Genomic DNA, 25,194 nt, shown 5'->3' with positions numbered 1-25,194 from the left:
CAGATCGCTAATGTGAGGCTCCTTATGCCGTTCGTAATCGTCTGTACATAAGGACCTCCATGGAAAACGCAGCTGTGACCCCCTCTCTTCGTATCGCTCTGGTGGGCGACTATAATGCCGATGTGATTGCGCATCAGGCGATTCCTTTGGCTATTGATGACGCGGCTGCGGTACTGGAACTGACCGTCGAATACCATTGGTTGCCCACTCAGGATATTAAAAGCGCTGAGGATTTGGCCGACTATAATGCCATCTGGTTGGTGCCAGCCAGCCCTTATCAGAATATGGAAGGCGCGCTGACGGCAGTACGTTACGCCCGCGAAAATAGCGTGCCGTTCCTCGGAACCTGTGGTGGTTTTCAACATGCGATTGTGGAGTACGCGCGTAATGTGATGGGCTGGCAAGATGCCGCACACGCTGAAACAGATACCGAGGGGCGTATGGTGATTGCGCCGCTAACCTGTTCGCTGGTGGAGAAAACCGACACCATCGAACTGCGTGCCAATACCCTGATTGCTCGCGCTTACGGACGTGACAGTATTGAAGAGGGTTACCACTGTAACTACGGTATTTCCCCTGAGTTTGCTGCCGAACTGGATGTTCAACCGCTGCGAGTGACCGGTTGGGATGATAATGGCGATATCCGCGCAGTCGAGTTGGTGACGCATCCTTTCTTTGTCGCGACGCTGTTCCAACACGAGCGTAATGCCCTGGCCGGTCGCCCAGCGCCGTTAGTTCAGGCTTTCCTGCACACCGCGGCACAGTAATAAATGCAATTCCCGGCAGCGATGCCGGGAATATCACGAAGGGTTCGGTGTAATACCACGTTAGGAAAGAATTTAACGGGGCATCTCTCTATCACGTCCCGCTAACCCGCCAAATACTGCCATCGCGAGTGCAATCACCGCCACGCCAATCAGCGAAATATGCCATGCACCGCTGGCATCGTGAATTTTCCCCATCAGCGGTGGCCCGCAGGCTGCCAGCAAATACCCCACAGCCTGAGCCATACCGGAGAGCGCGGCGGCCTGATGCGCCGAGCTGGCGCGCAGCCCAATAAAAGTCAGACCCAGAATCATCGTTGCGCCGGAGCCAAAACCAAAGACAATGGTCCAGACCACCGCTTGTGATGGAAACAGCGTATAGCCTAGCGCGCTGACGGCACACATTAGCGCTGCAAGAATGGCAATTCCGCGCTGATCTTTTAAGCGATGCAGAATCAGCGGCACCACAAAGCCCGGTGCGGCTGTCGCCAGCTGGAGTAAGCCGTGCAACGAACCGGCCTGTGCTTCACTGTAGCCCTGGCTTATCAGAATGGCCGGCAGCCAGCCAATAATCACATAATAAACCAGCGAGTTCAGGCCGAGGAACAACGTGACCTGCCAGGCCAGCGCGGAACGCCAGATCCCGCGATTGTGCGCCGCACCGCTACTGGAAACCGTGGTGGCCTGCGTTGCTCGCCACTGAGGTAACCAGAACAGCATTGCTAGCAGTGGGAAGACCATCAACGTCAGCAGTGCACCGCGCCAGCCAAATCCGCTCAGGGCGATCGGTACGACCAGGGCGGAACCGAGCGCGGCGGCGGCCCCCATGGTTACCGAATACGCGCCGGTAAATTTGGCAACCTGGGTGGAAAAATCACGTTTTATCAAGCCCGGCAGCAGGACGTTGCCGAGCGCTATCCCGCAACCAATGACCGCCGTACCGATAAACATCAGCGCAACTGAGGGGAGGGAGCGAATGGCGATCCCGGCACAAATCAGCCCCATGGCGATAAACAGACTTCGCTCCATCCCAAGTCGGCGGGCAATGCCCGCCGCCAGAGGGGACACCAGCCCGAAGGCTAATAACGGCAGGGTGGTTAGCAGCCCGGTCTGGGCGGTCGTTAAACCATAGTCGGCACGGATGGCATCAAGCAGAGGTGCTGCGCCCGTAAAGGTCACGCGTAGCGTGGAGGCAATCAGCAAGATCCCAACAATCAACAACCCGCGTTGGCTGGAAGAAGAGGATAAGTAAGACATCATTTACTCAACAAAGAAATGGGAAGACAACGATACCTGTTTTTGCCTTTGTTGAAATCAAGCTAAAATGACAGATTATCGCTAAGTTCGGACAAAATCATGTTGGGATTAGGTTTAGACGGTTATCACCCGGATAGCCATCAGGATGCCGCCGTGGCCTTTGGTATTCAGGTCATGGAAAGTGAGCAGCATATTCCAGTGCATCAGCATCGTAAAGGACAGCTGATCCTGGCGTTGCATGGCGCAATAACCTGCGAAGTGGAAAATGCGCTGTGGATGGTACCACCGCAATTTGCGGTATGGGTTCCAGGTGAAGTGCCGCACAGTAATCGTGCTACGCCACAAGCGGAGCTGTGCTTTTTATTTATTGAGCCGGGTTGCGCGCGCATGCCCGAACATTGCTGTACGTTAAAAATTTCGCCGTTGGTACGTGAGCTAATTCTGGCGTTGGCGCTGCGAGATGAAGCGTCACGTCAAACGCCTGAAACCGAGCGCCTTGTGCAGGTATTGTTTGATGAGCTTCCCCAGCAGCCGGAGCAGCAGCTACAGTTACCGGTATCGGCGCATCCCAAAATTCGCCAGATGGTCGAGATGATGGAGCGTGAGCCTGCGCATTGGCAGACGCTGACGCAGTGGGCCGGACGTTTTGCGATGAGTGAACGCAACCTGGCGCGGCTGGTGGTCAAGGAGACTGGCCTGAACTTCCGCCGCTGGCGGCATCAGCTGCAACTCATCCTTGCGTTACAAATGCTGGTGCGTGGGATGAGCGTGCAGCAGGCGGCATTGTCGCTGGGTTACGATTCGACCACCGCCTTTATCACCATGTTCCGCAAAGGTCTCGGCCAGACGCCTGGGCGTTATCTGGCCTCACTCACTACGACTTCCCAATAAGCAGCGATACCAGCCCGGCGGCAATCAGTGGCCCGACGGGCACCCCCCGGAATAAGGCCACGCCCAGTACGGTACCAATGAGTAGCCCGGCCACTAGATGTGGCTGGCTTCCCATCAGCGTAACGCCACGCCCACCCAGCCACGAAACAAACACGCCGACGGCGATAGCCACCAGTGATTTCCAGTTGGCAAATGAGTGCAGCAGCGTGGTGGCAGGCAGCGTACCGCTGGCAATAGGTGCCATCACGCTGATGGTCAGAATAATAATCCCGATGCTCAGCCCCTGTTTTTCGACCCAAGGGAAAAAAGTGCTGAGCGGTGTGACTCGAATAATAATCAAAACCAGGATAGAAACGGCGACGGTGGTGTTATGGCTGACAAAGCCAAGTGCCGCCAAACCCAGCAGAATAATCAGGGTGGTATCGAGCATAGAGAGGTAATCCTTGCCAAAAAGAGAAAATGCCTGTTTGAATGCTATCGCGGCCTTAAGAGCGTGACGCCGGGGCGCCATGCTCTTAAGGCCGTGTGCTTCAATCCGTTTACTGTACGCAAGTTGCGCACAGTAAACAGGTCTTTTTCAACTTTCGCCGTGGATTTCAGGCATTTGCCTGATTATCTTACTAATTTCGTGACTAACGGGCTGCCTTCGCGAATAAACAGGGGAATCGTCTCCAGTGTGGCGGCGACGGTCACTCGTTGCCCGCCCTGATAGCGTTCACCGTCCAGGCTGACCCAGCAGTGCCCCCCTGGTAACCAGACTTCGCGTTGGCGCTGGCCTGCCTGCATCACCGGTGCAACCAGTAAATCCTCACCAAACAGATATTGATCTTCTGTCTGCCAGCTTTGAGGTTCGTCCGGGTAGTGCCAGAACATCGGACGCATCAGCGGATCACCATGATTGTGTGCGTTCTCATACAACTTATCGATATACGGGCGTAGCGTTTCGCGCACGCCAAGCCAGTGCTGCATGATGGCGTAGTTTTCTTCGCCGTAGCTCCACAGCTCGTTGGGTGAGCCGCTATCACATTGTGGAATACCGTTGCGGTAGCTTTCTGCGGGCTGAACGCGAGGTTCGCGGTAACCGTGCATCCGCAATACCGGGCAGAATACTGCCCACTGGAACCAGCGGATCAGCAGTTCATGGAATGCTGGGTCGTGAATGTTGCCGCCCTGGAATCCGCCGATATCGGTGGTCCACCAAGGGATCCCCGCCAGTCCCATATTGAGACCTGCGGCAAGCTGATTGCGAAAAGCATGGAAAGACGAGTGTACGTCGCCTGACCAGGCGAGCACGCCATAGCGCTGACTTCCCGCCCAGCTACAGCGCACCAGGTTAACAATCTCCTTTTCCCCTGCATCGTGCAGACCGTCGTAGAACCCCTGGGCGAAATCACGCGGATAGCGGTTGCCGACCTCCAGCACCGGACCTGCGTGATAGCGGTAGTTATCAAAATCGTACGCGCGATATTCCGGCTCCGCTTCATCCAACCAGAACAGCTTAATGCCAAGGTCGTAGTAGTTCTTTTTAACGGTTTCCCAAACAAACTGCCGTGCTTGCGGATGAGTGGCATCATAGAAGGTGGTGTTACCCATAAAATCGAGGTTGACCTGTACGCCACGGTCGCTGGTGACCAGCCAGCCTTTCGCCTTCATCTGTGGGAAGAGTGGGCTGCGGGCTTCTACCGTCGGCCAGACGGACACCATCAGTTTAATGCCGAGAGATTCCAGTTCTTCAACCATGGCTTTTGGGTCTGGCCAGTCAACCGGATCAAAACACCAGGTGCCCTGATTCGGCCAGTGGAAGAAATCAATAACCATCACGGACAACGGCAGATGTCGGCGGTGATACTCGCGCGCCACCTCCAGCACCTCCTGTTGGTTGCGGTAGCGCAATTTGCACTGCCACAATCCGCTGATGAATTCAGGGGCGGGCGGGGGAGTCCCGGTCGCACTGGCGTACTGACGGGTCACCTGCGCGACGCTGTCGCCTGCCGTTATCCAGTAATCCATCTCTTCAGTCACCCGTGCGGTCCATACGGTGTGGTTTTTCGCCAGTACCGCTTCACCAATGGCTGGGTTGTTCCATAACAGGCCGTAGCCAAGATTCGATTGCAGGAACGGCACGCTGGCTTGTGAATTGCGTTGCGCCAGCTCCAGTGAACAGCCTTTAAGATCCAGCCACGGCTGTTGGTACTGGCCCATGCCATAAAATCGTTCACCGTCGCGAGCTTCAAAACGTACCGTGAGCTGATATTTTCCACCGGGGAGCGGTTTGAATTCCCGTCCATCAAGCTTCAATGCGCTGACGTACTTGTCCTGACTTTTTTCGCTGGCGCCAATGCCAACGGTCGAACGCTGACGCCACATTTCTTCCAGCAACAACTCGCCACGCTGGTTGTAGAATGCCAGTTGGCCTTTCAGGTTTAGCACCGCACTGATATTGCCGTGAGTTAAGGTCAGCGTTTCCGCATCTTGCACAATGGTGGTTTGGCCGTTCACGGATGACAGTAGCGCATGGGCTTCATCATTAAAGCGCGGCGCGCAGGTAGCACGAACGCGCAGGCTATGTTCACCCCAGGGCTCGATGCGCAGAATCTGTCGTTCAAATCGCCATTCGATGGCGTTAGCGTGCTGAATTAGTTCGCTCATTGTGGGCTCATCCTTTTACGAGAGATTGGTTTTTCGCGAGATTAATGGTGTGCATTGTCTGATCATCTAACTTGTACCAGCGCAGCGTCACGAAGGCGCCCAGCGACAATAGCCCCGGTACAATCGTAAAGAGGGCCACGATGCTGTGCATCGCCAGCGATGTTTGATCCGGCGCATTGGCCACATAACCACTAAAGCCCAGCGTCCAGCCGACGATCGCGCCGCTAAGCGCCATACCCAGCTTAAGCACGGCAAGGAAGGTTGAGAAAATTACCCCGTCCATCCGTTTGCCCTGACGCCATTCGGCGTAATCGGCAACGTCGGCCATCATGACCCACATCAGAGTGGTGGTAGATTGATAAAGCGTGGAGACAATAAACGTCAGCGGTACCAGGACGTATACGGATTTCGGCGCGAAGAACAGGCCGATGCTGAGCAGGCCCGCCAGTACGGCGCAATAGCCAAACATCTGTACTTTGTTGGCATCGCGCGTCAGGCGTTTCGCCAGCACGCTACCAGCTGCTTTGCCGATAATATGTGCGGCCAGCATCCACATAAAATAGGCAGCGCTGCCGAGATAGTAAGTGACGAAGTACATCATTGCGCCCAGACGAATCACGCCAAAGCCAATGTTGGTCATCACCAGAACCGCCACCACGCGCCATTGATCGTTACGCAGTAGATCGCGTAATTCGGCGAGGTAATTATTGTGCGTCGCCGGGGCTTTAATACGCTCGCGAGTATTGGCAAAGCAGATCCAGAACATCGCCACCGCCACGCAGGACATAATGGCCATCGCCCAGCGATATCCGGCCAGTTTATCGGCACCGCCCAGGAACTCCGCCAGCGGCATCATAAAGAATGTCGATAACGCGCCGCCTAGCGTGGCAAGGAAAAAACGCCACGACTGCAAGGAGATTCGTTCATTGTTATCGGGCGTTATGACCGCCCCCATTGAGCAATAGGGAATGTTGATGGCGGTGTACATCAGCATCATGAAGGTATAGCTGACGCTGGCGAAAATCATTTTCCCCGTCATATCCAGGGATTCAGGTACGGCATAGGTGAGCAGACAACTTGCGCCGAATGGCAGCGCCAGCCACAGCATCCACGGGCGGAATTTGCCCCAGCGTGAGCGGGTTCGGTCAGCCATATAACCCATCGCCGGATCGATAATCGCATCCGCCGTGCGGGCGAGCAGGAACATGGTGCCGACGAAAGCAGCTGGCAGGCCGACCACATCGGTATAGTAAAATGTGAGAAAAATAATGACGTTATCCAGCCCAATATGGCTGGCCATATCGCCTAATCCATAGCTGATCTTTTCTTTACGGGTAACTTTTGTATTCATCATGTCACCTGGCGTCGTTAAGGTACGAGAGTAGGGGAAAACGCCATATAGTGTGAATGAGGAAGGGAGGTTAACAATTGCGATATTCGGTATCAGGCTTACGTAAAATGCTTTACGTGATACCGGTAACAAAAATGCGCAACGTTAAAGCAACAATTCATTTGCCTGAATTAACCAGGCAAATGAATGTATTAGGCTAAGTTTAAGGTGGGTTAGCTTTCGCGGTGGAAAGCCGCAAGCTCAGGTTGGGCAATGCGCAGGTAATCTTGCGTATTCAGGATGACTGATTTATCCAGGCTGCCGGCGTTAAAGGCTATCTCGTCAAAACGCTCGAACAGTAAAGGATCGGCAACCAGACGCAGCGCGTTGTGGAAACTGAACGGTGGGATTGCGCCGAAGACGCATGCGGTGAGGGCGTCGACCTCAGCCGGGCTTGCCAGTGACGCCTTTAATCCCCCAATATGCCGCGCGAGCCTGGCAAGATCCGCTTGCTGATCGGCAGGCAGGATGGCAAGCACGTGCTGGTTCACACCATTGCCTTTCACTTTACACACCAGCGCTTTTGCGCCCTGACCCAACGCTGTACCCCGAATCTCGGAAACGGCTTCGCATTTCCCAACCGCCTCGTGTTCCATGACGCGATAGCGTGCAAGTTGTGCGTCGAGCAACGCCAACAGGCGTTGATGAATGTTAAATGTTATCGGTTCAATCATGATTTTCTCCGGTTTGCTCCCCGCTTTTTATCCTGATACAGGCGTTCGTCGGCAATCTTCATCGCGCTACCAAGCGTGTCACCTGCTTGCATTTTATAAGCACCCCACGAGAAGCTCACGCGTTTATGCGTATCAGTGAGCGTCAGATACGCCTGGATCCGCTCGATAATCACGCGAGCCTCCGCTTCATCATAATCGATGAGAATAATGGAGAACTCATCGCCACCCAGCCTGACCCCGTAATCACTTTTACGGATGGAGGCGGAGATGGCATCAGCCAGTAGCACAATGGCCCGGTCACCCTCATCGTGGCCCCAGGTATCGTTAATGTGCTTGAGTTTATTACAGTCCAGCGCAATCACGACAATGCCAACACCTTGTTCCGTGAGTCGTTGAAGGCGCATGTTCTGCACTTCAGAGAGAATTTTACGGTTGTACAGTCCGGTCAGTGAATCACTGATGTTCTCCTGACTAACCGTTCGGTACATCCGAAAATGGGTACGCACCAATTGCAACAGGGCAATGGTGGTGACCAGATAGAAAAGGAACAGCTTCCACGAACTTAGCAGGAAGTACATCACATCAAGTGACACCTCCACATGCATGTTTTCTGCCATAGGGCGATGGTAATTGACGTACTTGAACAGATGCGCGGCACTGCGATGAACAACGATACGGGCATTATTATCCGAGTCGGTAAACGATATATCGAGATATCGCCAAACCAGCGGGCGATCGCGGGTAAAGAAAATATCACGCAAATCCTGATGGAAAAGGTCAACCATGACGATGCCCTTTAGCTGCTCATCATGATAAACAGGTGTCAGAAACGTTAAGATATTCTTATGCGTAAAGGTGTCGGTATAAATACTCGATACCACCGTGCGGCCCAGAAATAAATTTTCCAGGCTGCCGGGAGAAATACCCAGACGTTTGCCGTAGAGAAAATTCCAGCTGGTTAATGTCGGGTCGGTAATAACCACGCGAGAATTAAAATAGATATATTGATTCATTAGATCAATATAATAGCGAAAGCGTTGAGTGTTTTTGGGTTCATGGGGAAGCATAGGCTTCCAGATATTATTACTGGCAATCGCTGTGTCAAAGGCTTCAAGTGTTGGAAGGTCGTTAACCCATTGTGTACAGGGTGTTCTGCGAACGGTGAGCGAACCTTGAAGCGCGGGATAGAATTCCCCGTCAATATTGAGCCCGCTGACCTTTCCACGGTGTTGCAGATTGGCGCAAGCCCGCTCAGCGGTCTCGGCCGATGGCGTATCGTCCTGGAATCGCGATATTTGGGAGATAATCAGTTGGTTCTCGTATTTCTCATAGAGAAAGGCAGATTCACCTTTATCGACAATATAACGCATATAATCAGACATATCCTGATGACTGACCACCAATTCATATATCAGGAATGAGGAGGTGAGGACGACTACGCCAGCGGAAATGACGAAGCGTAGTAAGTTACTTTTCAGTTTCATAATGAAATTAATTGTTCTTCCATGTCAGCCGGAATATTAACATGGGGGGCGCTACATCTCTAGCTATGCATTAGCAATGGAAATGTTTTGTAATGAACTCGCAAGGCGAGTTTTCATAAATATTGCACGTTACCGTGGCGAATAAGCAAATTTTGTTAAATGAGCGATAGTGATATGTTGCACTAAGCGCTATCAAACACCCGCTGGATTCAGAGTGCGATAATCTCTGTTGAATTCGATAAAAGTGGCTTACATAAGATTTTATAGCCGTCGTGATCAAATCCGGCCTGTTGTCGTGACAACGATCCTGCGTCCTCCAGTGACGTCACAGAACCCAGCCACATCCAGTTGCGGATGATATGGTACTGTGTCAAATCCGCACTTTCCTCTTTCAATGCAATGGCTCCTTCCCACGGCCAGCAGACAAGTTGCAGTCGTTCAAGAGCGGTAATTAGTCGATGCTGATGGGACTCTAGGCTCTCTTTCCCACAACAGGCGCCTGCGCAACGATGCAGTGCGGAACGAAAACAGCCGCGTCCTCGGGTGAGTGACTCAAGGCCAAGTAATCCGTAGCAGAGCTGATGTTCATCGGCGATAGATTTTAAGGTTTCAAGCGCTGCGCGACGGTTTGCAAACAGACCATACAAACCGGGTTGATGGGCAAAATCAATTTCCCGTGCATAGACCACTTCTGGCTTATTGTCCGTTAAAAGCAACGAACAAAGCTGGCGACTGCGACGCAGGCGCTTATTAAAAAGCGGTTGGTGTTCCTTGATCATTTTGGCTTCCAGCAACAGTGCGCCCACTTCGCCTGCTGTCCGCGTCCAGCTTATACGCTTTGACTGGTAGAGCATTGAGGCTTCATCCGGGGTGCGCAGGTGCGACAGCACACGGCTGCGCAAATTCACGCTCTTGCCAATATAAAGCGGCAGCGTTTCACTTTCACCATGAAAAACATAGACGCCGGGTAGTGCCGGTATTTCCTTTAACCATTGGCGAAGATGTTCCGGATATTCGTAAATGGCTGAAGGGGTGAACTCAGGGCGATGAGATGGGCGTTTAGACAAACTGCCTCCGATTGCTGTTTATTTAAACAGTATATCGTCAACATACGGATAAAAGAAAGGAATGAAATCATTGCCACGGAAGGGCTGAAAGAAAATCAGCCAGCATTGGAATTTAACTGGCTGATTTCTCTTACCTAGTCCTTAATTGAAGAACCTTGTTTGTGGAACAGTTCTCGGAACACCGGGTAGATATCCTCCTGATCGCGGATATGCTGGATGGCGAAGTTATCAAATGACGCTTGCAGATGTTCATACTCGCGCCACAGAGTCTGATGCGCCCGGCGGGTAATTTCGATATAGCTGTAATAACGCACCACGGGCAGAATTTTTTTCGCCAGAATTTCGTGGCACAGCGGTGAGTCATCTGCCCAGTTATCCCCATCCGAAGCCTGGGCCGCGTAAATATTCCATTGCGATGGGTCATAGCGGGCTTTCACCACCTCATCCATCAGTTTCAACGCGCTGGAGACAATCGTACCGCCCGTTTCCTGGGAGTAGAAGAACTCGTGTTCGTCGACTTCTTTGGCCTGGGTATGGTGGCGGATATAGACCACCTCGACGTTTTTATACGTCCGGCTCAGGAACAGATAGAGCAGGATATAAAAGCGTTTAGCCATGTCCTTGGTGGACTGATCCATCGAACCGGAAACGTCCATCAGGCAAAACATCACAGCCTGGCTGGAAGGCTCCGGGCGTTTTTCGTAGTTTCGAAAGCGAAGATCGAAGGTATCGATAAACGGCACACGATCGATTTTTGCCCGCAATTCAGCAATCTCTTTACGTAACCGTTCTTCTTCCAGCAACTGGGCAGGCTCGCTTTTCGCCACCTCATCCAGCGTCTCTTCCAGCGCGTGAAGCTCGCGGCGCTTGCCCGCAGTCATGGCGGTGCGGCGGGCGAGCGAATTTTGCAGCGAACGTACAACGCTGATATTGGCGGGAACGCCGTTGGCCGTATAGCCGGCGCGGTGCGTCTTATACTCGTTCAACTGCCGCTGTTGGTTACGTTTAAGATTGGGGAGCGCCAGATCTTCAAACAGCAGATCCAGATACTCATCTTTGGAAATCTGAAAAACGAACTCATCCTGGCCTTCGCCATCGGCGCTGGCTTGTCCCTGTCCGCTACCGCCACCACCGCCGCCACCCTGAGGGCGTTCGATACGGTCGTTTTGCACGAAATGGTCATTACCGGGATGCACCCGATGACGTAATCCGCCGCGTCCCTGATGGAACATCGGTTCGCTGATATCATCCGTCGAAATCGAGACAGACTCACCGCTGTCAACGTCGGTCACCGAACGTTTATTAATGGCTTCGGAGATCGACTGCTTTATTTGCGCTTTATAACGACGCAAGAAGCGCTGGCGGTTCACCGCGCTTTTGTTTTTGCCGTTCAGACGCCGGTCAATGAACCAGGTCATAAGCCCCTCCTGAACTGCTTTACGCCAACTTACAGCGCCTGTAAGTGCCGGACGGGCTGCCGCCAATCCGGCCTACGGGACATTATTGTCGGCCCGGTAAGCGTAACGCTACCGGGCGCGGTGTTATGATGATTTACGCACACGCAGATACCATTCACACAGCAGGCGAACCTGTTTGCGGGTATAGCCTTTTTCCATCATCCGATCGACAAAATCATCGTGTTTTTTCTGCTCATCGGTTGAGGTCTTCGCGTTAAACGAAATCACCGGCAGCAGCTCCTCGGTATTGGAGAACATTTTCTTCTCGATAACCGTGCGCAGCTTCTCGTAGCTAGTCCAGTTCGGGTTGCGACCGTTATTATGGGCGCGGGCGCGCAGCACAAAGTTGACAATCTCATTACGGAAATCTTTCGGGTTACTGATCCCGGCAGGTTTCTCGATTTTTTCCAGTTCTGCGTTCAGCGATTCACGGTCGAACAGCTGACCGGTATCCGGGTCGCGATACTCCTGATCCTGAATCCAGAAATCAGCATAGGTCACGTAACGATCAAAAATGTTCTGACCATACTCTGAATAGGATTCGAGATACGCCGTCTGGATCTCTTTACCGATAAACTCAGCATATTTCGGGATCAGATAGCCTTTGAGGAACTCAAGGTAGCGTTCTGACTGCTCTTGTGGGAACTGCTCGCGCTCAATCTGCTGTTCCAGCACGTAGAACAGATGCACTGGGTTTGCCGCCACTTCGGCGTGATCGAAGTTAAAGACGCGAGAGAGAATTTTAAAAGCGAAACGAGTGGAAAGGCCGTTCATCCCCTCATCGACACCGGCGTAATCACGATATTCCTGGTACGACTTGGCTTTCGGATCGGTATCTTTCAGGCTTTCACCGTCGTAGACGCGCATTTTCGAATAGATGCTGGAGTTCTCAGGTTCTTTCAAACGCGAAAGAATTGAGAAACGAGATAGCGTTTCCAGCGTACCCGGCGCGCATGGTGCATGAGTCAGCTCACTGTTATTCAGCAGTTTTTCGTAAATTTTGATCTCTTCGGAGATCCGTAAGCAGTAAGGCACTTTGACGATGTAAACACGGTCAAGGAACGCCTCGTTATTTTTGTTATTACGGAAGGTCACCCACTCAGATTCGTTGGAGTGCGCCAGAATAATACCGTTAAACGGCAGGGCGGAGATCCCCTCGGTACCGTTGTAGTTACCTTCCTGAGTGGCGGTCAGCAGCGGATGCAGCACCTTGATAGGCGCTTTAAACATCTCGACGAATTCCATCACCCCTTGGTTTGCGCGGCACAGCGCGCCGGAATAGCCGTAGGCATCCGGGTCGTTTTGCGCAAAATGTTCCAGTTTACGGATATCGACTTTACCGACCAGCGCCGAAATATCCTGGTTGTTTTCATCACCCGGTTCGGTTTTGGCAATGGCAATTTGTTGCAGGATGGATGGCCACACTTTGACCACGCGGAATTTGGTGATGTCACCGCCAAACTCATGCAGACGTTTTGCTGCCCACGGCGACATGATAGTGCCAAGATAGCGGGTTGGGACGCCGTACTCTTTTTCCAGAATCTGCGCGTCTTCCTGCGGATTAAACAGGCACAAAGGATGGTCATTGACCGGGCTGCGCTCGCCATTGGCGCTCAGCACATAAATGGGAACACGCTGCATCAGCGCTTTCAGGCGCTCGGCAAGAGAGGATTTACCACCGCCGACGGGCCCGAGTAAATAGAGGATTTGTTTCTTCTCTTCGAGTCCCTGGGCTGCGTGTTTCAGGTAGGAAACAATCTGTTCGATGGCTTCTTCCATGCCATAAAACTCTTCAAACGCAGGATAGCGCCCAATAACGCGGTTAGAAAAGAGACGGGAAAGCCGGGGTTCCTGAGCAGTATCAACCATTATCGGCTCGCCAATAGCCGTTAATAGCCGTTCTGCTGCGTTAGCATAGGCACTGCGATCTTGCTTACAGACAGCAAGAAACTCCTGCAGTGTGAACTCTTCGTCCTTGGCAGCTTCATAGCGCTGGCGATAGTGATCGAATATATTCATGGCATGCCGTCCTTTCATTTTTTTAGCACAGGTTAAGAGCCATTGGTATGAGTAGTAGGGGCTCCCGGAAGGGGTAAGCCGAACGACGCTCGCTCTCTAATCCAGCAACCCGCGTGCCAGATTGTTGGATAATTAACGCTATCGTGCGTGGCAATGACACCTTCTAAAAATAAGCGTAGATGGCATTTGCAAAACTTGCATGGCGATAAAATCGAATTTCAATGACATATCAACAACTCATCAAAATTTACCGGCATTCATTTATTTAAACTTTTTTGCGCTTTCATATAGCCGTCACGAATTTGCAAAAGTGTTGCCATAAGCCAGCAAGATAATGGCCGGTCATATTTTGTCATCACAGGTAAAAAATTTGTGATAAGCCAGTACGGGAGGTAAACTTCTGCCGCTGATATGTTGAATAAAAAGGAATTAAGGATTGTGAATCGAATCAAACTTCTAACCCTGGGGGTACTGATCGCCGCTTCTGCCACGGCGGCTCAGGCCGAAAACAAATTCACGCTGGGTGCTGGCGTGGGGATTGTTGAACACCCATACAAACAGTATGACCACGATATCTACCCTGTTCCGGTTATCAGCTATGAAGGGGATAACTTCTGGTTCCATGGTTTAGGTGGCGGCTACTATTTGTGGAACGATGGCTCAGACCAGCTTTCCCTGACCGCATACTGGTCACCGATGTTCTTCAAACCGGGTGACAGCGATAACAGCCAACTTCGCAAACTCGATCGTCGCCAGTCGACGATGATGGCTGGGCTATCCTGGTTCCACCATACCCAGTATGGTTCTCTGCGAGCCACCCTGGCAGGCGATACGCTGGACAAAAGTAACGGCATCGTGGGCGATCTGGGATGGGTTTACCGTTACACCAACGGCGGTCTGACCTTAACGCCGGGTATCGGTGTAGAATGGAACAGCGAAAACCAGAACCAGTACTATTACGGCGTGTCGCATCGTGAATCGTCACGCAGCGGCCTGCGCAGCTACGATCCAAACAGCAGCTTTAACCCGTATCTGGAAATGACCGCGAACTACCGCTTTGCCGGCAGTTGGAGCGTGTACGGTACCGCACGTTACACTCGCCTTTCCGACGAGATTACCGACAGCCCAATGGTCGACAAAAGCTGGACAGGTCTGCTCTCAACCGGCGTGACCTACACCTTCTAAATCGCAGTCATATTTCTGTACCTGAAGCTCGCCAGCCTGGCGGGCTTTTTTTGTGCCCTGTAATCATGCAACGTTAGTGCAATGCCCAGTAACGGTGCGTGAGATTTGTGCAGTGTAACAACGTATCGGCAGTGGGTTATCCTTTACGGTAGGGGCAGCTAACAGGAGGAAGCGATGACCGACAGTAATATTCAATTTTGTGGCATGCGTTTACCGGCGATAGGGCAGGGAACCTGGTATATGGGGGAAAATGCCGCCAATCGCCGTCAGGAAGTTGCGGCATTGAGCGCCGGGATTGCGCAGGGGCTGACGCTGATTGATACCGCCGAAATGTATGCTGAAGGCGGCGCAGAAGAGGTGGTGGGCGAGGCCATACGCGGCCAACGTGATGAAGTGTTCCTGGTGTCTAAGGTTTATCCCTGGAATGCCGGAGGGCAGAAAATAGTCACGGCTTGTGAGGCCAGCCTGCGTCGGCTAGGCACGGAAACTATTGACCTCTATCTATTACACTGGCGCGGTGGTTTTGAGCTTGCGGAGACGGTGGAGGGGATGCAGGCGCTGGTGGCACAGGGCAAAATTCGTCATTGGGGCGTATCGAATCTTGACCTGGCAGATATGCACGAACTTTTCCAGGTCGATGGAAGTGCAGCGTGTGCCGCGAATCAGGTGCTGTATCATCTGGCCTCTCGCGGCATTGAATATGACCTGCTGCCATGGTGCCAGTCCCACGCGATACCGGTGATGGCTTACTGTCCATTGGCTCAGGCAGGACGTTTACGCAGCGGCTTACTGGCAGATTCGACAGTGCTGGATATTGCCAGCGCTCATCGGGCGACTGCGGCGCAGATCCTGTTGGCATGGGTGATTCACCATCAAGGGGTGATGGCTATCCCGAAAGCGGCGACGGTGGCGCATGTTGAAGAAAATGCCGCGGCGCTCAATATTGCTTTAACGGCAGAGGATTTATCCCGACTGGATAAGGCGTTTCCTGCACCAGGCAGAAAAGTGGCGCTGGATGTCGTGTAAGGCTGGTATGTAGCCGGATGGCGGTGTAAACCCTCATCCGGCTAACGGCATGAAACTTAACGTTTGGCGACTTTAATCGTCTGCGCCAGACGTGCCGGTTTTTCTTCCGTTGCTTTTTGCGTACTACTTGCACAGGCTGTTTCTACGCAAACGAACGTCTTGTAACCGTCATCAGGCATATCGCCCATGCTGACTGACAGCGCCGGGCCAGGGTTCCAGCCTACGACGTTTACGTGATGATGATGCACCACATCAATCGCGCGGTTTAAGGATGCATCGTGGATCACGCTGCACGCTTCTGGGTTCAGGTAGACGCGGTCAGTACGATCCGGGAAGGTCTGGATACCGTCGGTCAGTACGCCAATTTCAGCATTCTGCACTTTATCGATATAACGATCGCCAAGACCGCTGACTTTCACCGCATGGATATCACCCACGTTGAAATAGGTGTGCAACGCGGTGGTGGTTTCGAACTCACCGTGCGCTTCCAGTTCCATTTCACAGGTTTTACCCAGCTTGAAGCGAGCCAGCAGGCTGAACTCATGCGGCCAATACTGACGAGTCACGTCGCTGCTTTTCAGCTCAAAGGTCAGCGTTACGCCGTTATCGTCTTCATTGTGGGCTTTCAGCTCCCACGGCAGGTTACGGGCAAAACCGTGCGCCGGGAAGCCCTGCTGCGCAGCTGGGCCAAACCACGGCCAGCAAATAGGCACACCGCCACGAATCGCCACGCCGTTTTTAAATGGCGTGTTGTCGCTCAGCCACAGCACTTCGTCTTCGCCAGCGGGTTTCCAGGACAGCAGATGTGCGCCCTGGAAAGAGACAGAGGCTTTGACTTTTGGATGGTCGACAACGATAAGCTCAAGCTCATCAAGCTGGCGACGAGAGAGGACAGGGGTAAGCTGTTCAATGACCGGGAGAGCGAAAATTTTGTTAATCATGATGCAATCCTTGGTGTTTTATTTTTTTGGTCATAAAAAAAGGCGACCGAAGTCGCCTTTTTGGATCAGATTCTCATCTCAACTTATTTGGAGATGTGAGCGATCAGGTCCAGAACTTTGTGAGAGTAACCAGTTTCGTTGTCGTACCAGGAAACCAGTTTCACGAAGTTGTCGTTCAGTGCGATACCAGCTTTAGCATCGAACACGGAAGTGCAAACTTCACCGTTGAAATCGGTAGATACAACGTCGTCTTCGGTGTAGCCCAGAACGCCTTTCATTGCGCCTTCGGAAGCAGCTTTCAGTGCTTTCTTAATTTCTTCATAAGAAGCAGCTTTTTCCAGACGAACGGTCAGGTCAACAACAGACACGTTAGGAGTTGGAACGCGGAACGCCATACCAGTCAGTTTGCCATTCAGTTCTGGCAGTACTTTACCTACTGCTTTAGCAGCACCGGTAGAAGATGGGATGATGTTCTGGGATGCGCCACGACCGCCACGCCAGTCTTTGTGAGACGGGCCATCAACGGTTTTCTGAGTTGCGGTGGTCGCGTGAACGGTGGTCATCAGACCTTCGACGATGCCGAAGTTGTCGTTGATAACTTTAGCCAGCGGTGCCAGGCAGTTAGTGGTGCAAGACGCGTTAGAAACGATGTCCTGGCCTTCGTATTTGTCAAAGTTAGCGCCTTTAACAAACATAGGGGTGTTGTCTTTGGAAGGACCAGTCAGAACAACTTTTTTAGCGCCAGCAGCGATGTGCTTACGAGCAGTTTCGTCAGTCAGGAACAGACCAGTTGCTTCAGCAACAACGTCAACGCCGACTTCGTTCCACTTCAGGTTAGCTGGATCACGCTCAGCGGTAACACGGATTTTTTTACCGTTAACGACCAGATGACCGTCTTTCACTTCAACGGTACCGTTGAAACGGCCGTGAGTGGAGTCATATTTCAGCATGTATGCCATGTACTCTGCGTCTAACAGATCGTTGATTGCAACGATCTCGATGTCAGAACGTTCCTGAGCAGCACGGAAAACAATGCGACCGATACGGCCAAAACCGTTGATACCTACTTTGATAGTCATATATTCCACCAGCTATTTGTTAGTGAATAAAAGGTTGCCTGTAAAATTACAAAAACCTTACGCAGCGTCAAGCGGAATCGTGTCAATCATTGCGACAAATCAATCCTCTGCCTAAGCTTTGCACGACTGACCTGTCTCACTCTTCCTATGAGCTTGAAACCACATGAGGGCGGCGTCGGGAATTTTAAAGGGCGGAGAAGATAAAAATGTGATGTTCGTCACAATTAACCAGCTGCCTTTTCACGCCGATTAAGTTTAGAACAAAAGTTCGCACTTCATTGTTAATGTTTTGTTAGAATCGACTGTTAATTGTATTTTTCATAGTGAGATGTGAGCAAAATGGTGAACAAACCCACCCCAGATGATCTGAAAAATACCCTCAGTGAAATGCAGTTCTATGTCACGCAGAAACATGGCACGGAACCCCCATTCACCGGGCGTTTGCTGCACAACAAGCGTGACGGGATTTACCACTGCCTGGTGTGTGATGCGCCGCTTTTCCATTCCCAAAGTAAATTTGATTCCGGTTGCGGCTGGCCGAGTTTTTTTGAGCCGGTCAGCGACACGGCCATTCGTTATCTCAACGATTACTCGCACGGCATGCAACGTACTGAAATCCGGTGTGGAAATTGTGATGCGCACCTGGGGCATGTTTTCCCAGATGGCCCACAGCCAACCGGCGAACGTTTTTGCGTCAATTCCGCCTCGCTGAACTTCACGGATGACGAAAGCGGTACCTCAACAAAAGGTTGAAAAAACGATTCAGCAAATTATTCCTGAGGAGAAGGAGCTGGACATGAGTATTGAGCAAATGATCGACAATATGACGCCGGAAATTTACCAGCGTTTAGTCACCGCCGTTGAACTGGGAAAATGGCCTGATGGTGTCGCACTGACCGCCGAGCAAAAAGAAAACTGCCTGCAACTCGTCATGCTTTGGCAATCGCGAAATAACGATGATGCGCAGCACATGACTATCGATACCCAGGGTCAGATGGTGATGAAGAGCAAGCAGCAACTCAAAGAAGACTTCGGCATTTCACCGAAGCCGATTGCCACCTTCAAGCAGCATTAAGCGGCGGCCCACGGCTCAATTAACCGCTCCCGGGCGTACCACATCGCCTCTCTGACCGCGACGGGCCTGTTCAGCAGGCCCAGCGCGTAGAAACGGTCGGCGATGGTTTGTTGCGCTCGCAGCGCTTGCATGTCCATCTCCCGTGTCTGATGGCTTCGTCGCGCCAGTGCGCAGGTCAGCGAAGCCACATCTAACCCCAGCTCGCTTGCCAGTAGCTGCGCCGCTTCATGGCGGTGGCGGTCGATAAACTTGCCGGTTTTGACCAGCGCGGCCACAATTCCGGCAATGATCTCCTCATTGTGCTGCGCATACTCACGGCGGGTAATGTAAAACTGATGGTTGTTAACGCGACCTTCGCCAGTAGCAAGCACCCGCAGCGTGCCACTGCGCTCGGCGGCGCTCAGTACCGGATCCCACATCATCCAGGCGTCGGCAGCCAGGTAGTCACTGGCGGTTAGCGGATACTTGGGTGGCGCATACACCACTTTTACGTCATCAAGCCCCAGCCCGGCCTCTTCCAGGATTTGCACTAACAGCCAGTGAACGTTTGATCCTTTGTTTAGCGCAATCCGCTTACCGCGTAGCTGTTCTGGCGTGCGGATATCGCTGGCGTTAGGAACCACCATTGCCACGCTGCGCGGAGCCGGTGGCTCCCAGGCGACGTACAACAGCGCATTATCTTTAGCTTGAGCGAAAATGGGTGGCGCCTCGCCGGTGGTACCAAAATCAATTTCATCGTTGCTCAGCGCCTGAAGCAGCTGCGGGCCTGCCGGATACTCGCTCCACAGCACGTTTACCCCCAGCGTCTCGAAAGATTGCTCCAGCAGCTGACGCGCTTTCAGCACGCCCAGATTACCAAAGCGCTGGTAGCCAATTCGCAGTTCCCGCTCGCGTGGCGCGGGCAGGGGCAATTCCGTGGATTTCCGACGTTGTTTAATCACCCCCAGATGAGCAAGCTGTGTACGCAAGGTGTGGCGGCTTATACCCAGTAAAGAGGCGGCCTGACTTTGGTTGTTATCGCTGTGGCTCATTGCGGTGTGGATCATGGTGCGCAGCAGGCGGTCGTATAGCGCACCGCTATGGATTTGTATCTGGCGGCGCATAAAGCTGGCGAGTTCATCGCCTTCATCGATTGATGAGGAGGGGGCTGACATGACGGATGTTAAGCGCAGATGCTCAGGGCTAATCACCTCGTCCAGATTAAGCAACACCGCATTATGCAAGGCGTTCTCCAGTTCGCGGATATTGCCCGGCCACGGATAGCTGAGCAACCGCTCAAGCGTACCTGGACCCAACTGCGGCACCGGACGCCCTAAGCGCGTGGCATACAGCTCGACAAAGTGCTGGGCCAGCACGGGGATATCTTGTTGACGCTGACGCAGCGGCGGCAAGGTGACAGCGGCAATATTGAGGCGATAGAACAGATCCTCGCGAAAGCGTCGTGCCTGGATCGCCTGTGCCAGGTCGACGTGCGTGGCGGCAATAACCCGGACGTTGATGCGGATAGGCTTATGGGAACCGACACGAGTGATTTCGCGTTCCTGCAGTACACGTAGCAGCTTGACCTGCAACGCCAGGCTCAATTCGCCAATCTCGTCCAACAGCAGCGTACCGCCGTCTGCGGCCTCAAACCATCCCTGATGCGTATGCGTTGCCCCGCTGAAAGCGCCTTTCTCATGACCGAACAGTTCGGACTCAGCCAGTGATTCAGTTAATGCTCCGCAGTTCACCGCCAGAAACGGCGCATTGGCGCGTGGACTGTGGTGATGAAGATAGCGGGCAACGACCTCTTTACCGGTGCCTGTTTCGCCGATGATCAGTACTGTCGCATCGGTGGGAGCAAGACGAGCCAACACCTTTTGAAAGGCCTGTGAAGCGGGGTCAACCAGCGCCGGGCCGGTTGAGGTGAGTTCTGTATTGAGCATGAGTCGTCTCCAGCGAATTCCTTTCAGGACGGTATCTTTTGCCGTCGCTCTTTGCCAGAGGGGGAAAGGCGCAGATTGTTGCCATTGCGGCAGTTGCCGCCGTCAATGTGTTGCGTTTGCAACAGGTTCTAGCATTGTGGAATGAAAGTAATGCAATGAAAAATAACACTATTTTAATTTTTAAAAACTGGCACGTATTTCGCTATTGTCTTTATAACTGACTTAAATAACCGCTTCTATAAATACCAAATATAGTTATAAAGGAAATGGATAATGACAGTACAAGCCGCCGAGAAAATTAAGGTCTTCTGGTTTCTACCTACCCATGGCGATGGGCGCTATCTGGGCACCACCGAGGGCGGTCGTCCGGTAGATTTACCGTATCTCCAGCAGGTTGCGCTGGCGGCTGACAGCCTCGGCTACTACGGCGTTTTGATCCCCACGGGGAAAAGCTGTGAAGATTCCTGGCTTGTGGCTGCCGCCCTGGCACCTATTACTCGTAATCTGCGTTATCTGGTGGCGGTTCGACCAGGTCTTCAGCCTCCGACGCTGGCGGCACGGATGGCTGCAACGCTGGATCGTCTTTCTGAAGGCCGACTGCTGATAAACGTTGTCACCGGTGGCGATCCGGTGGAGAACAAAGGTGACGGTATTTTCCTAAGCCACGGTGAGCGTTACGAAGTGACGCACGAATTTCTTGAGGTCTATCGCCGCCTGCTGGCGGGTGAAAAGGTCGACTATCACGGAAAGCACCTACAGGTCGAAGGTGCCGAAGTGCTGTTCCCCACGGTACAAAAAAATGGGCCACCGTTGTATTTCGGTGGTTCCTCTGAACAGGCTATTGACGTGGCAGCTGACCATATTGATGCCTACCTGACCTGGGGCGAGCCGCCAGCGCAGGTTGCCGAAAAGCTGGCGGTGGTGAAAGCCCGTGCCGAAGAAAAAGGGCGTGAACTGGAATACGGTATCCGTCTGCACGTGATTGTGCGTGAAACGGAAGAAGAGGCCTGGGCTGCGGCAGACAAGCTGATTGCCCATCTGGATGATGACACCATCGCCCAGGCGCAGCAGATTTTTGCCCGGATGGATTCTACCGGTCAGGCGCGAATGAGTGCATTGCATAACGGTAACCGCGACAAACTGCGTATCGCCCCTAATCTATGGGCGGGCGTTGGCCTGGTACGCGGCGGTGCTGGAACTGCGCTGGTGGGAAGCCCACAGCAGGTGGCGGATCGCATCCGTGAATATCAGGCGCTGGGCGTGACGAACTTTATCTTCTCCGGCTACCCACATCTGGAAGAAGCGCATCGATTTGCGGAACTGGTGATGCCGCTGCTGCCGGTCAGCACGCAGCCGCGTTCGGCGAAAGGCCAGGTGAACACCGGGCCGTTTGGTGAAACCATCGGTGGGGCGACGCGCCCTGCCAAACACGTCAGCGCGAGCTGAGGGAGGGCATATGTCAGAGCCCCATATTGTGATTGTCGGCGGCGGTTTTAGCGGTACGGCGGTGGCGATTCATTTAATGCGTGAGGCCACACGCCCGGTGCGTATCAGCGTGATTGAACCGCGTGAACATCTGGGAGAGGGCGTGGCCTACTCGGCAACCGACCCTGCCCATAGGATTAACGTTCCCGCCGCGCGGATGCAACTGGCCGGAGACGATGACGGCGCCTTCGACCGCTGGTATCGCCGACACGGTGATTTTCCACAGGATCCGCTCGCGCAGCAGGCTGACGGTAGCGTGTACCCACAGCGTGGGGCGTTTGGTCGCTACGTAGAGGCCGCGTTCGTCCACGCGGCAAAAGCGCAGAGCAATCGTGTGGCGCATCTTCAGGAACGTGCAGTGGATTGGCAAGCAGGCTACGTCGTGACCAGCACAGGACGACGCCTGCGGGCCGATAGCGTTGTCCTTGCCATCAGCCATCCACCGCCACGTTTACCAGCTGCGATGCGCGCGTTAGCCCATCACCCGCGTTTGATTGCCAATCCGTGGCGGGCAGAGGCGCTGGCGGCGATCCCGACTCACGCGAAGGTGGCCATTATGGGAACCGCGCTTAGTATGGCGGACGTCGTGGCATCGCTGGTACGTCTTGGTCATCAGGGCGAGATAGTGGCATTTTCACGCCACGGCTTACTGTCTCGACCCAATGCCCCGACAAATCTGCCGAAGTGGTCGGGAGATTATCAATCCGGCACCTTACGCCAGCGTTTACGCCAGGTCCGCGCTGACATCCAACGCGCCAGCGCGGCTGGTTTGCCGTGGCAGGTGGTGCTGGATGCCGTACGTCAGCAGGGACAGGCTATCTGGCAACAGTTCAGTGAGGTGGAGAAGCGCCAATTCTTACGTCATCTTCGGCGTTTCTGGGATGTTCATCGCTACCGTATTGCCCCGCAGGTCGCCCAGTCGATTGCCGACAAGCGCCGTGCGGGAATGTTTCGTCCGCTTGCCGCACGTCTACACACCCTCGACGTACTTGCGCAGGGTTTTTGTCTCAACCTGACGCTACGTGGTGGAAAGCCGCTGCAGGAAACGGTGGATTACCTGGTGCTGACCACTGGCCCCGATCATACGGATCTGATTGCCAGTCAGCCCTTCTTACAGGCTTTACAGCAGGCCAGTTTGATTCGCCCCGACCCGCTAGGAATGGGCATTGACGTGAATACAGTGTCACAGGCTTCAGCGAATGTTTGGGTGGCCGGGCCCGCCGCACGCGGACGTTTTGGCGAGCTAATGGGGTTGCCGCAGGTCGCCGACCATGCGCAACAGGTTGCGCGAAACGTCCTGGAAACGCTGGGCTGCCGTCAGCTCGTCTTATCGTAAATCCATCATCACTATTGTTTGCGCCGGGTCATATGCCGGGTGCATCGGGAGACCGTTATGCCATCACAACGTGAAATTCGTCTGAACGCTTTTGATATGAACTGTGTCGGCCATCAATCGCCAGGCCTGTGGGCGCACCCACGCGATCGTTCCTGGCAGTATAAAGATCTGGAGTATTGGGTCGATCTGGCACGGTTACTGGAACGTGGAAAGTTTGACGGCCTGTTTATTGCCGATGTGCTTGGCGTGTATGACGTCTTTAACGGTAATGGCGACGCGGCGATTCGCCAGGCGGCGCAGGTGCCGGTCAACGATCCGCTGGCGTTGGTGACACCAATGGCGCTGGTGACTGAGCATCTGGGTTTTGGTCTCACCGCATCGTTGTCGTTTGAGCATCCGTATCCGTTTGCTCGTCGCTTGTCGACGCTCGACCATTTAACCAAAGGGCGCGTGGGCTGGAATATCGTCACCTCCTATCTGGAAAGCGGCGCGCGCAATATCGGCCAGCAAGCGCAAACGGCGCACGATGCGCGCTATGACTACGCCGATGAATATCTCGAAGTGGTGTACAAACTGCTGGAAGGCAGTTGGGAGGAGGGGGCGATTCTACGCGACCGTGAACGTCGTATTTTTAGCGATCCGAGTAAGATCCACGCGATTAATCATCATGGTAAATTCTTCGATGTCCCGGGCCATCATTTGTGCGAACCATCACCTCAGCGTACGCCGGTGTTGTATCAGGCCGGGGCCTCCAGCCGTGGTAAGCAGTTTGCTGCGAGCCACGCTGAGTGTGTTTTTGTCGCATCACCGTCGAAAAGCGCCTTGAAAAAAACGGTGGCGGATATTCGCCGCCGCGCACAAGAGGCCGGACGCGATCCGCACAGTATTCTGATATTTAATATGCAGACCACGATTGTGGGGGAAACCGACAAAGCGGCGCAGACCAAATGGCAGGAATATAAAAACTGGACCAGCTACGAAGGTGCGCTGGCGCTGATTTCTGGCTGGACGGGGATTGATTTTAGCCAGTATCAACCGGATGAAGTATTTACCTATTCGAAAACCAACGCCATTCAGTCGGTGGTGGATACCTTCTCCACGGTTGACCCTGACAGGCAGTGGTCGGTGAAAGCGATGGCCGATTGGGTGGGTATTGGTGGTTTTGGCCCGCTGACCGTCGGCAGCGCCGAAACCGTTGCCGATGAGCTACAGTCGTGGGTTGAAGAGACGGATGTCGATGGTTTTAACCTCGCCTATGCGGTGACACATGAAACCTTTACCGACGTGGTGGAATTGCTGATCCCGGAATTGCAAAAACGCGGCGTCTACAAGCAGGAATACCGTGAGGGAACCTTACGTGAGAAGCTGTTTGGCGGCAGTGCGCGTTTGCAGGCCCCGCATCCGGGGGCCGGTTATCGTATTCACACTAACAGTGGGATTTTGACGCCGGTATAGTCCTTTGCACCGAGCCTCCCCGGCGTCGGCGTAAC

The 25,194-nt window shown here is 53.4% G+C and carries 21 protein-coding genes; 9 read left to right on the top strand and 12 right to left on the bottom strand.

The annotated features are described in order from the left end of the window. Positions 1-59 precede the first annotated feature (59 nt). Positions 60-767 carry a CTP synthase C-terminal region-related (seleno)protein gene (locus U0026_RS13455; RefSeq protein WP_062774769.1) on the top strand — a complete coding sequence of 236 codons (708 nt, stop codon included), beginning with the start codon at positions 60-62 and terminating at the stop codon, positions 765-767. A gap of 72 nt (positions 768-839) precedes the next feature. Here U0026_RS13455 and U0026_RS13450 read toward each other — a convergent pair whose 3' ends face one another. After that, the gene (locus tag U0026_RS13450; RefSeq protein WP_062774767.1) at positions 840-2,024 is read right to left on the bottom strand and encodes a CynX/NimT family MFS transporter; all 1,185 of its coding nucleotides are present in this window, start codon (positions 2,022-2,024) and stop codon (positions 840-842) included. Positions 2,025-2,117: 93 nt separating this feature from the next. Between U0026_RS13450 and U0026_RS13445 the strand changes: the two genes are divergently transcribed. After that, the gene (locus U0026_RS13445) at positions 2,118-2,912 is read left to right on the top strand and encodes an AraC family transcriptional regulator (RefSeq protein WP_164717440.1); all 795 of its coding nucleotides are present in this window, start codon (positions 2,118-2,120) and stop codon (positions 2,910-2,912) included. Here the strand turns inward: U0026_RS13445 and U0026_RS13440 are convergent. The 8 genes from U0026_RS13440 to yeaG all read right to left on the bottom strand — a co-directional run bounded on the left by U0026_RS13440 (position 2,896) and on the right by yeaG (position 13,652). Further along, the gene (locus tag U0026_RS13440; RefSeq protein ID WP_062774763.1) at positions 2,896-3,342 is read right to left on the bottom strand and encodes a DUF441 domain-containing protein; all 447 of its coding nucleotides are present in this window, start codon (positions 3,340-3,342) and stop codon (positions 2,896-2,898) included. The two genes, U0026_RS13445 and U0026_RS13440, sit on opposite strands and share 17 nt — an antisense overlap. 182 nt (positions 3,343-3,524) lie before the next feature. Next, positions 3,525-5,561: a glycoside hydrolase family 31 protein gene (locus tag U0026_RS13435; protein ID WP_062774762.1), complete on the bottom strand. Its 2,037-nt coding sequence runs from the start codon at positions 5,559-5,561 to the stop codon at positions 3,525-3,527. A 7-nt stretch (positions 5,562-5,568) separates the two neighbouring features. Continuing rightward, complete coding sequence (locus U0026_RS13430) at positions 5,569-6,912, bottom strand: glycoside-pentoside-hexuronide (GPH):cation symporter (protein WP_073971118.1); 1,344 nt, start codon at positions 6,910-6,912, stop codon at positions 5,569-5,571. A 212-nt stretch (positions 6,913-7,124) separates the two neighbouring features. Beyond that, on the bottom strand, positions 7,125-7,625 hold the full coding sequence (locus U0026_RS13425; protein ID WP_062774758.1) for a YbaK/prolyl-tRNA synthetase associated domain-containing protein: 501 nt from the start codon (positions 7,623-7,625) through the stop codon (positions 7,125-7,127). Beyond that, positions 7,622-9,109 (bottom strand): diguanylate cyclase DgcJ, encoded by a 1,488-nt coding sequence (gene dgcJ, locus U0026_RS13420; protein WP_062774757.1) that lies wholly within the window; start codon positions 9,107-9,109, stop codon positions 7,622-7,624. Before dgcJ ends, U0026_RS13425 begins: the two co-directional genes overlap by 4 nt. 209 nt (positions 9,110-9,318) lie before the next feature. After that, the gene (cho, locus tag U0026_RS13415) at positions 9,319-10,176 is read right to left on the bottom strand and encodes an excinuclease Cho (RefSeq protein WP_062774755.1); all 858 of its coding nucleotides are present in this window, start codon (positions 10,174-10,176) and stop codon (positions 9,319-9,321) included. A 134-nt stretch (positions 10,177-10,310) separates the two neighbouring features. Next, positions 10,311-11,594, bottom strand: a complete 1,284-nt coding sequence (locus U0026_RS13410) for a YeaH/YhbH family protein (protein ID WP_062774753.1) — start codon at positions 11,592-11,594, stop codon at positions 10,311-10,313. Positions 11,595-11,717: 123 nt separating this feature from the next. Continuing rightward, positions 11,718-13,652, bottom strand: coding sequence for a protein kinase YeaG (gene yeaG / locus U0026_RS13405; protein WP_062774751.1), 1,935 nt, complete (start codon positions 13,650-13,652; stop codon positions 11,718-11,720). Between the two features lie 438 nt (positions 13,653-14,090). Between yeaG and U0026_RS13400 the strand changes: the two genes are divergently transcribed. Next, entirely contained in the window at positions 14,091-14,837 is a 747-nt protein-coding gene (locus U0026_RS13400) for a MipA/OmpV family protein (RefSeq protein WP_062774749.1), read from the top strand. 174 nt (positions 14,838-15,011) lie between these two features. Next, complete coding sequence (locus U0026_RS13395; RefSeq protein WP_062774747.1) at positions 15,012-15,863, top strand: aldo/keto reductase; 852 nt, start codon at positions 15,012-15,014, stop codon at positions 15,861-15,863. Between the two features lie 56 nt (positions 15,864-15,919). Here the strand turns inward: U0026_RS13395 and U0026_RS13390 are convergent, their stop codons facing one another. Together U0026_RS13390 and gapA are read right to left on the bottom strand one after the other, a co-directional pair. Further along, positions 15,920-16,804, bottom strand: a complete 885-nt coding sequence (locus U0026_RS13390; protein WP_062774746.1) for a D-hexose-6-phosphate mutarotase — start codon at positions 16,802-16,804, stop codon at positions 15,920-15,922. A gap of 83 nt (positions 16,805-16,887) precedes the next feature. Then, on the bottom strand, positions 16,888-17,883 hold the full coding sequence (gene gapA, locus U0026_RS13385; RefSeq protein WP_062774744.1) for a glyceraldehyde-3-phosphate dehydrogenase: 996 nt from the start codon (positions 17,881-17,883) through the stop codon (positions 16,888-16,890). Between the two features lie 339 nt (positions 17,884-18,222). On the opposite strand from gapA, the gene msrB reads away from it, so the two are divergent. Both msrB and U0026_RS13375 read left to right on the top strand, forming a co-directional pair. Next, positions 18,223-18,636, top strand: a complete 414-nt coding sequence (msrB, locus tag U0026_RS13380) for a peptide-methionine (R)-S-oxide reductase MsrB (RefSeq protein ID WP_062774742.1) — start codon at positions 18,223-18,225, stop codon at positions 18,634-18,636. 43 nt (positions 18,637-18,679) lie between these two features. Beyond that, positions 18,680-18,958, top strand: a complete 279-nt coding sequence (locus U0026_RS13375; RefSeq protein ID WP_062774741.1) for a YeaC family protein — start codon at positions 18,680-18,682, stop codon at positions 18,956-18,958. Here the strand turns inward: U0026_RS13375 and U0026_RS13370 are convergent. After that, the gene (locus U0026_RS13370; protein WP_062774739.1) at positions 18,955-20,883 is read right to left on the bottom strand and encodes a sigma-54-dependent Fis family transcriptional regulator; all 1,929 of its coding nucleotides are present in this window, start codon (positions 20,881-20,883) and stop codon (positions 18,955-18,957) included. The genes U0026_RS13375 and U0026_RS13370 overlap by 4 nt on opposite strands. A gap of 273 nt (positions 20,884-21,156) precedes the next feature. On the opposite strand from U0026_RS13370, the gene ssuD reads away from it, so the two are divergent. From ssuD to U0026_RS13355, 3 genes are read left to right on the top strand one after another with little or no spacing between them, the layout of a single operon-like run. Next, positions 21,157-22,329, top strand: coding sequence for an FMNH2-dependent alkanesulfonate monooxygenase (ssuD, locus tag U0026_RS13365; protein ID WP_062774737.1), 1,173 nt, complete (start codon positions 21,157-21,159; stop codon positions 22,327-22,329). A gap of 10 nt (positions 22,330-22,339) precedes the next feature. Further along, on the top strand, positions 22,340-23,704 hold the full coding sequence (locus U0026_RS13360) for an FAD/NAD(P)-binding protein (protein ID WP_062774735.1): 1,365 nt from the start codon (positions 22,340-22,342) through the stop codon (positions 23,702-23,704). Between the two features lie 57 nt (positions 23,705-23,761). After that, positions 23,762-25,159 (top strand): LLM class flavin-dependent oxidoreductase, encoded by a 1,398-nt coding sequence (locus U0026_RS13355; RefSeq protein WP_062774733.1) that lies wholly within the window; start codon positions 23,762-23,764, stop codon positions 25,157-25,159. Positions 25,160-25,194 lie beyond the last annotated feature (35 nt).

The sequence above is a fragment of the Kluyvera intermedia genome (genome assembly GCF_034424175.1).
Taxonomy (GTDB): Bacteria; Pseudomonadota; Gammaproteobacteria; order Enterobacterales; family Enterobacteriaceae; genus Kluyvera; species Kluyvera intermedia.
Note: the sequence above shows the minus strand (reverse complement) of the source record. Positions and strands in the feature narration are given on the sequence as shown.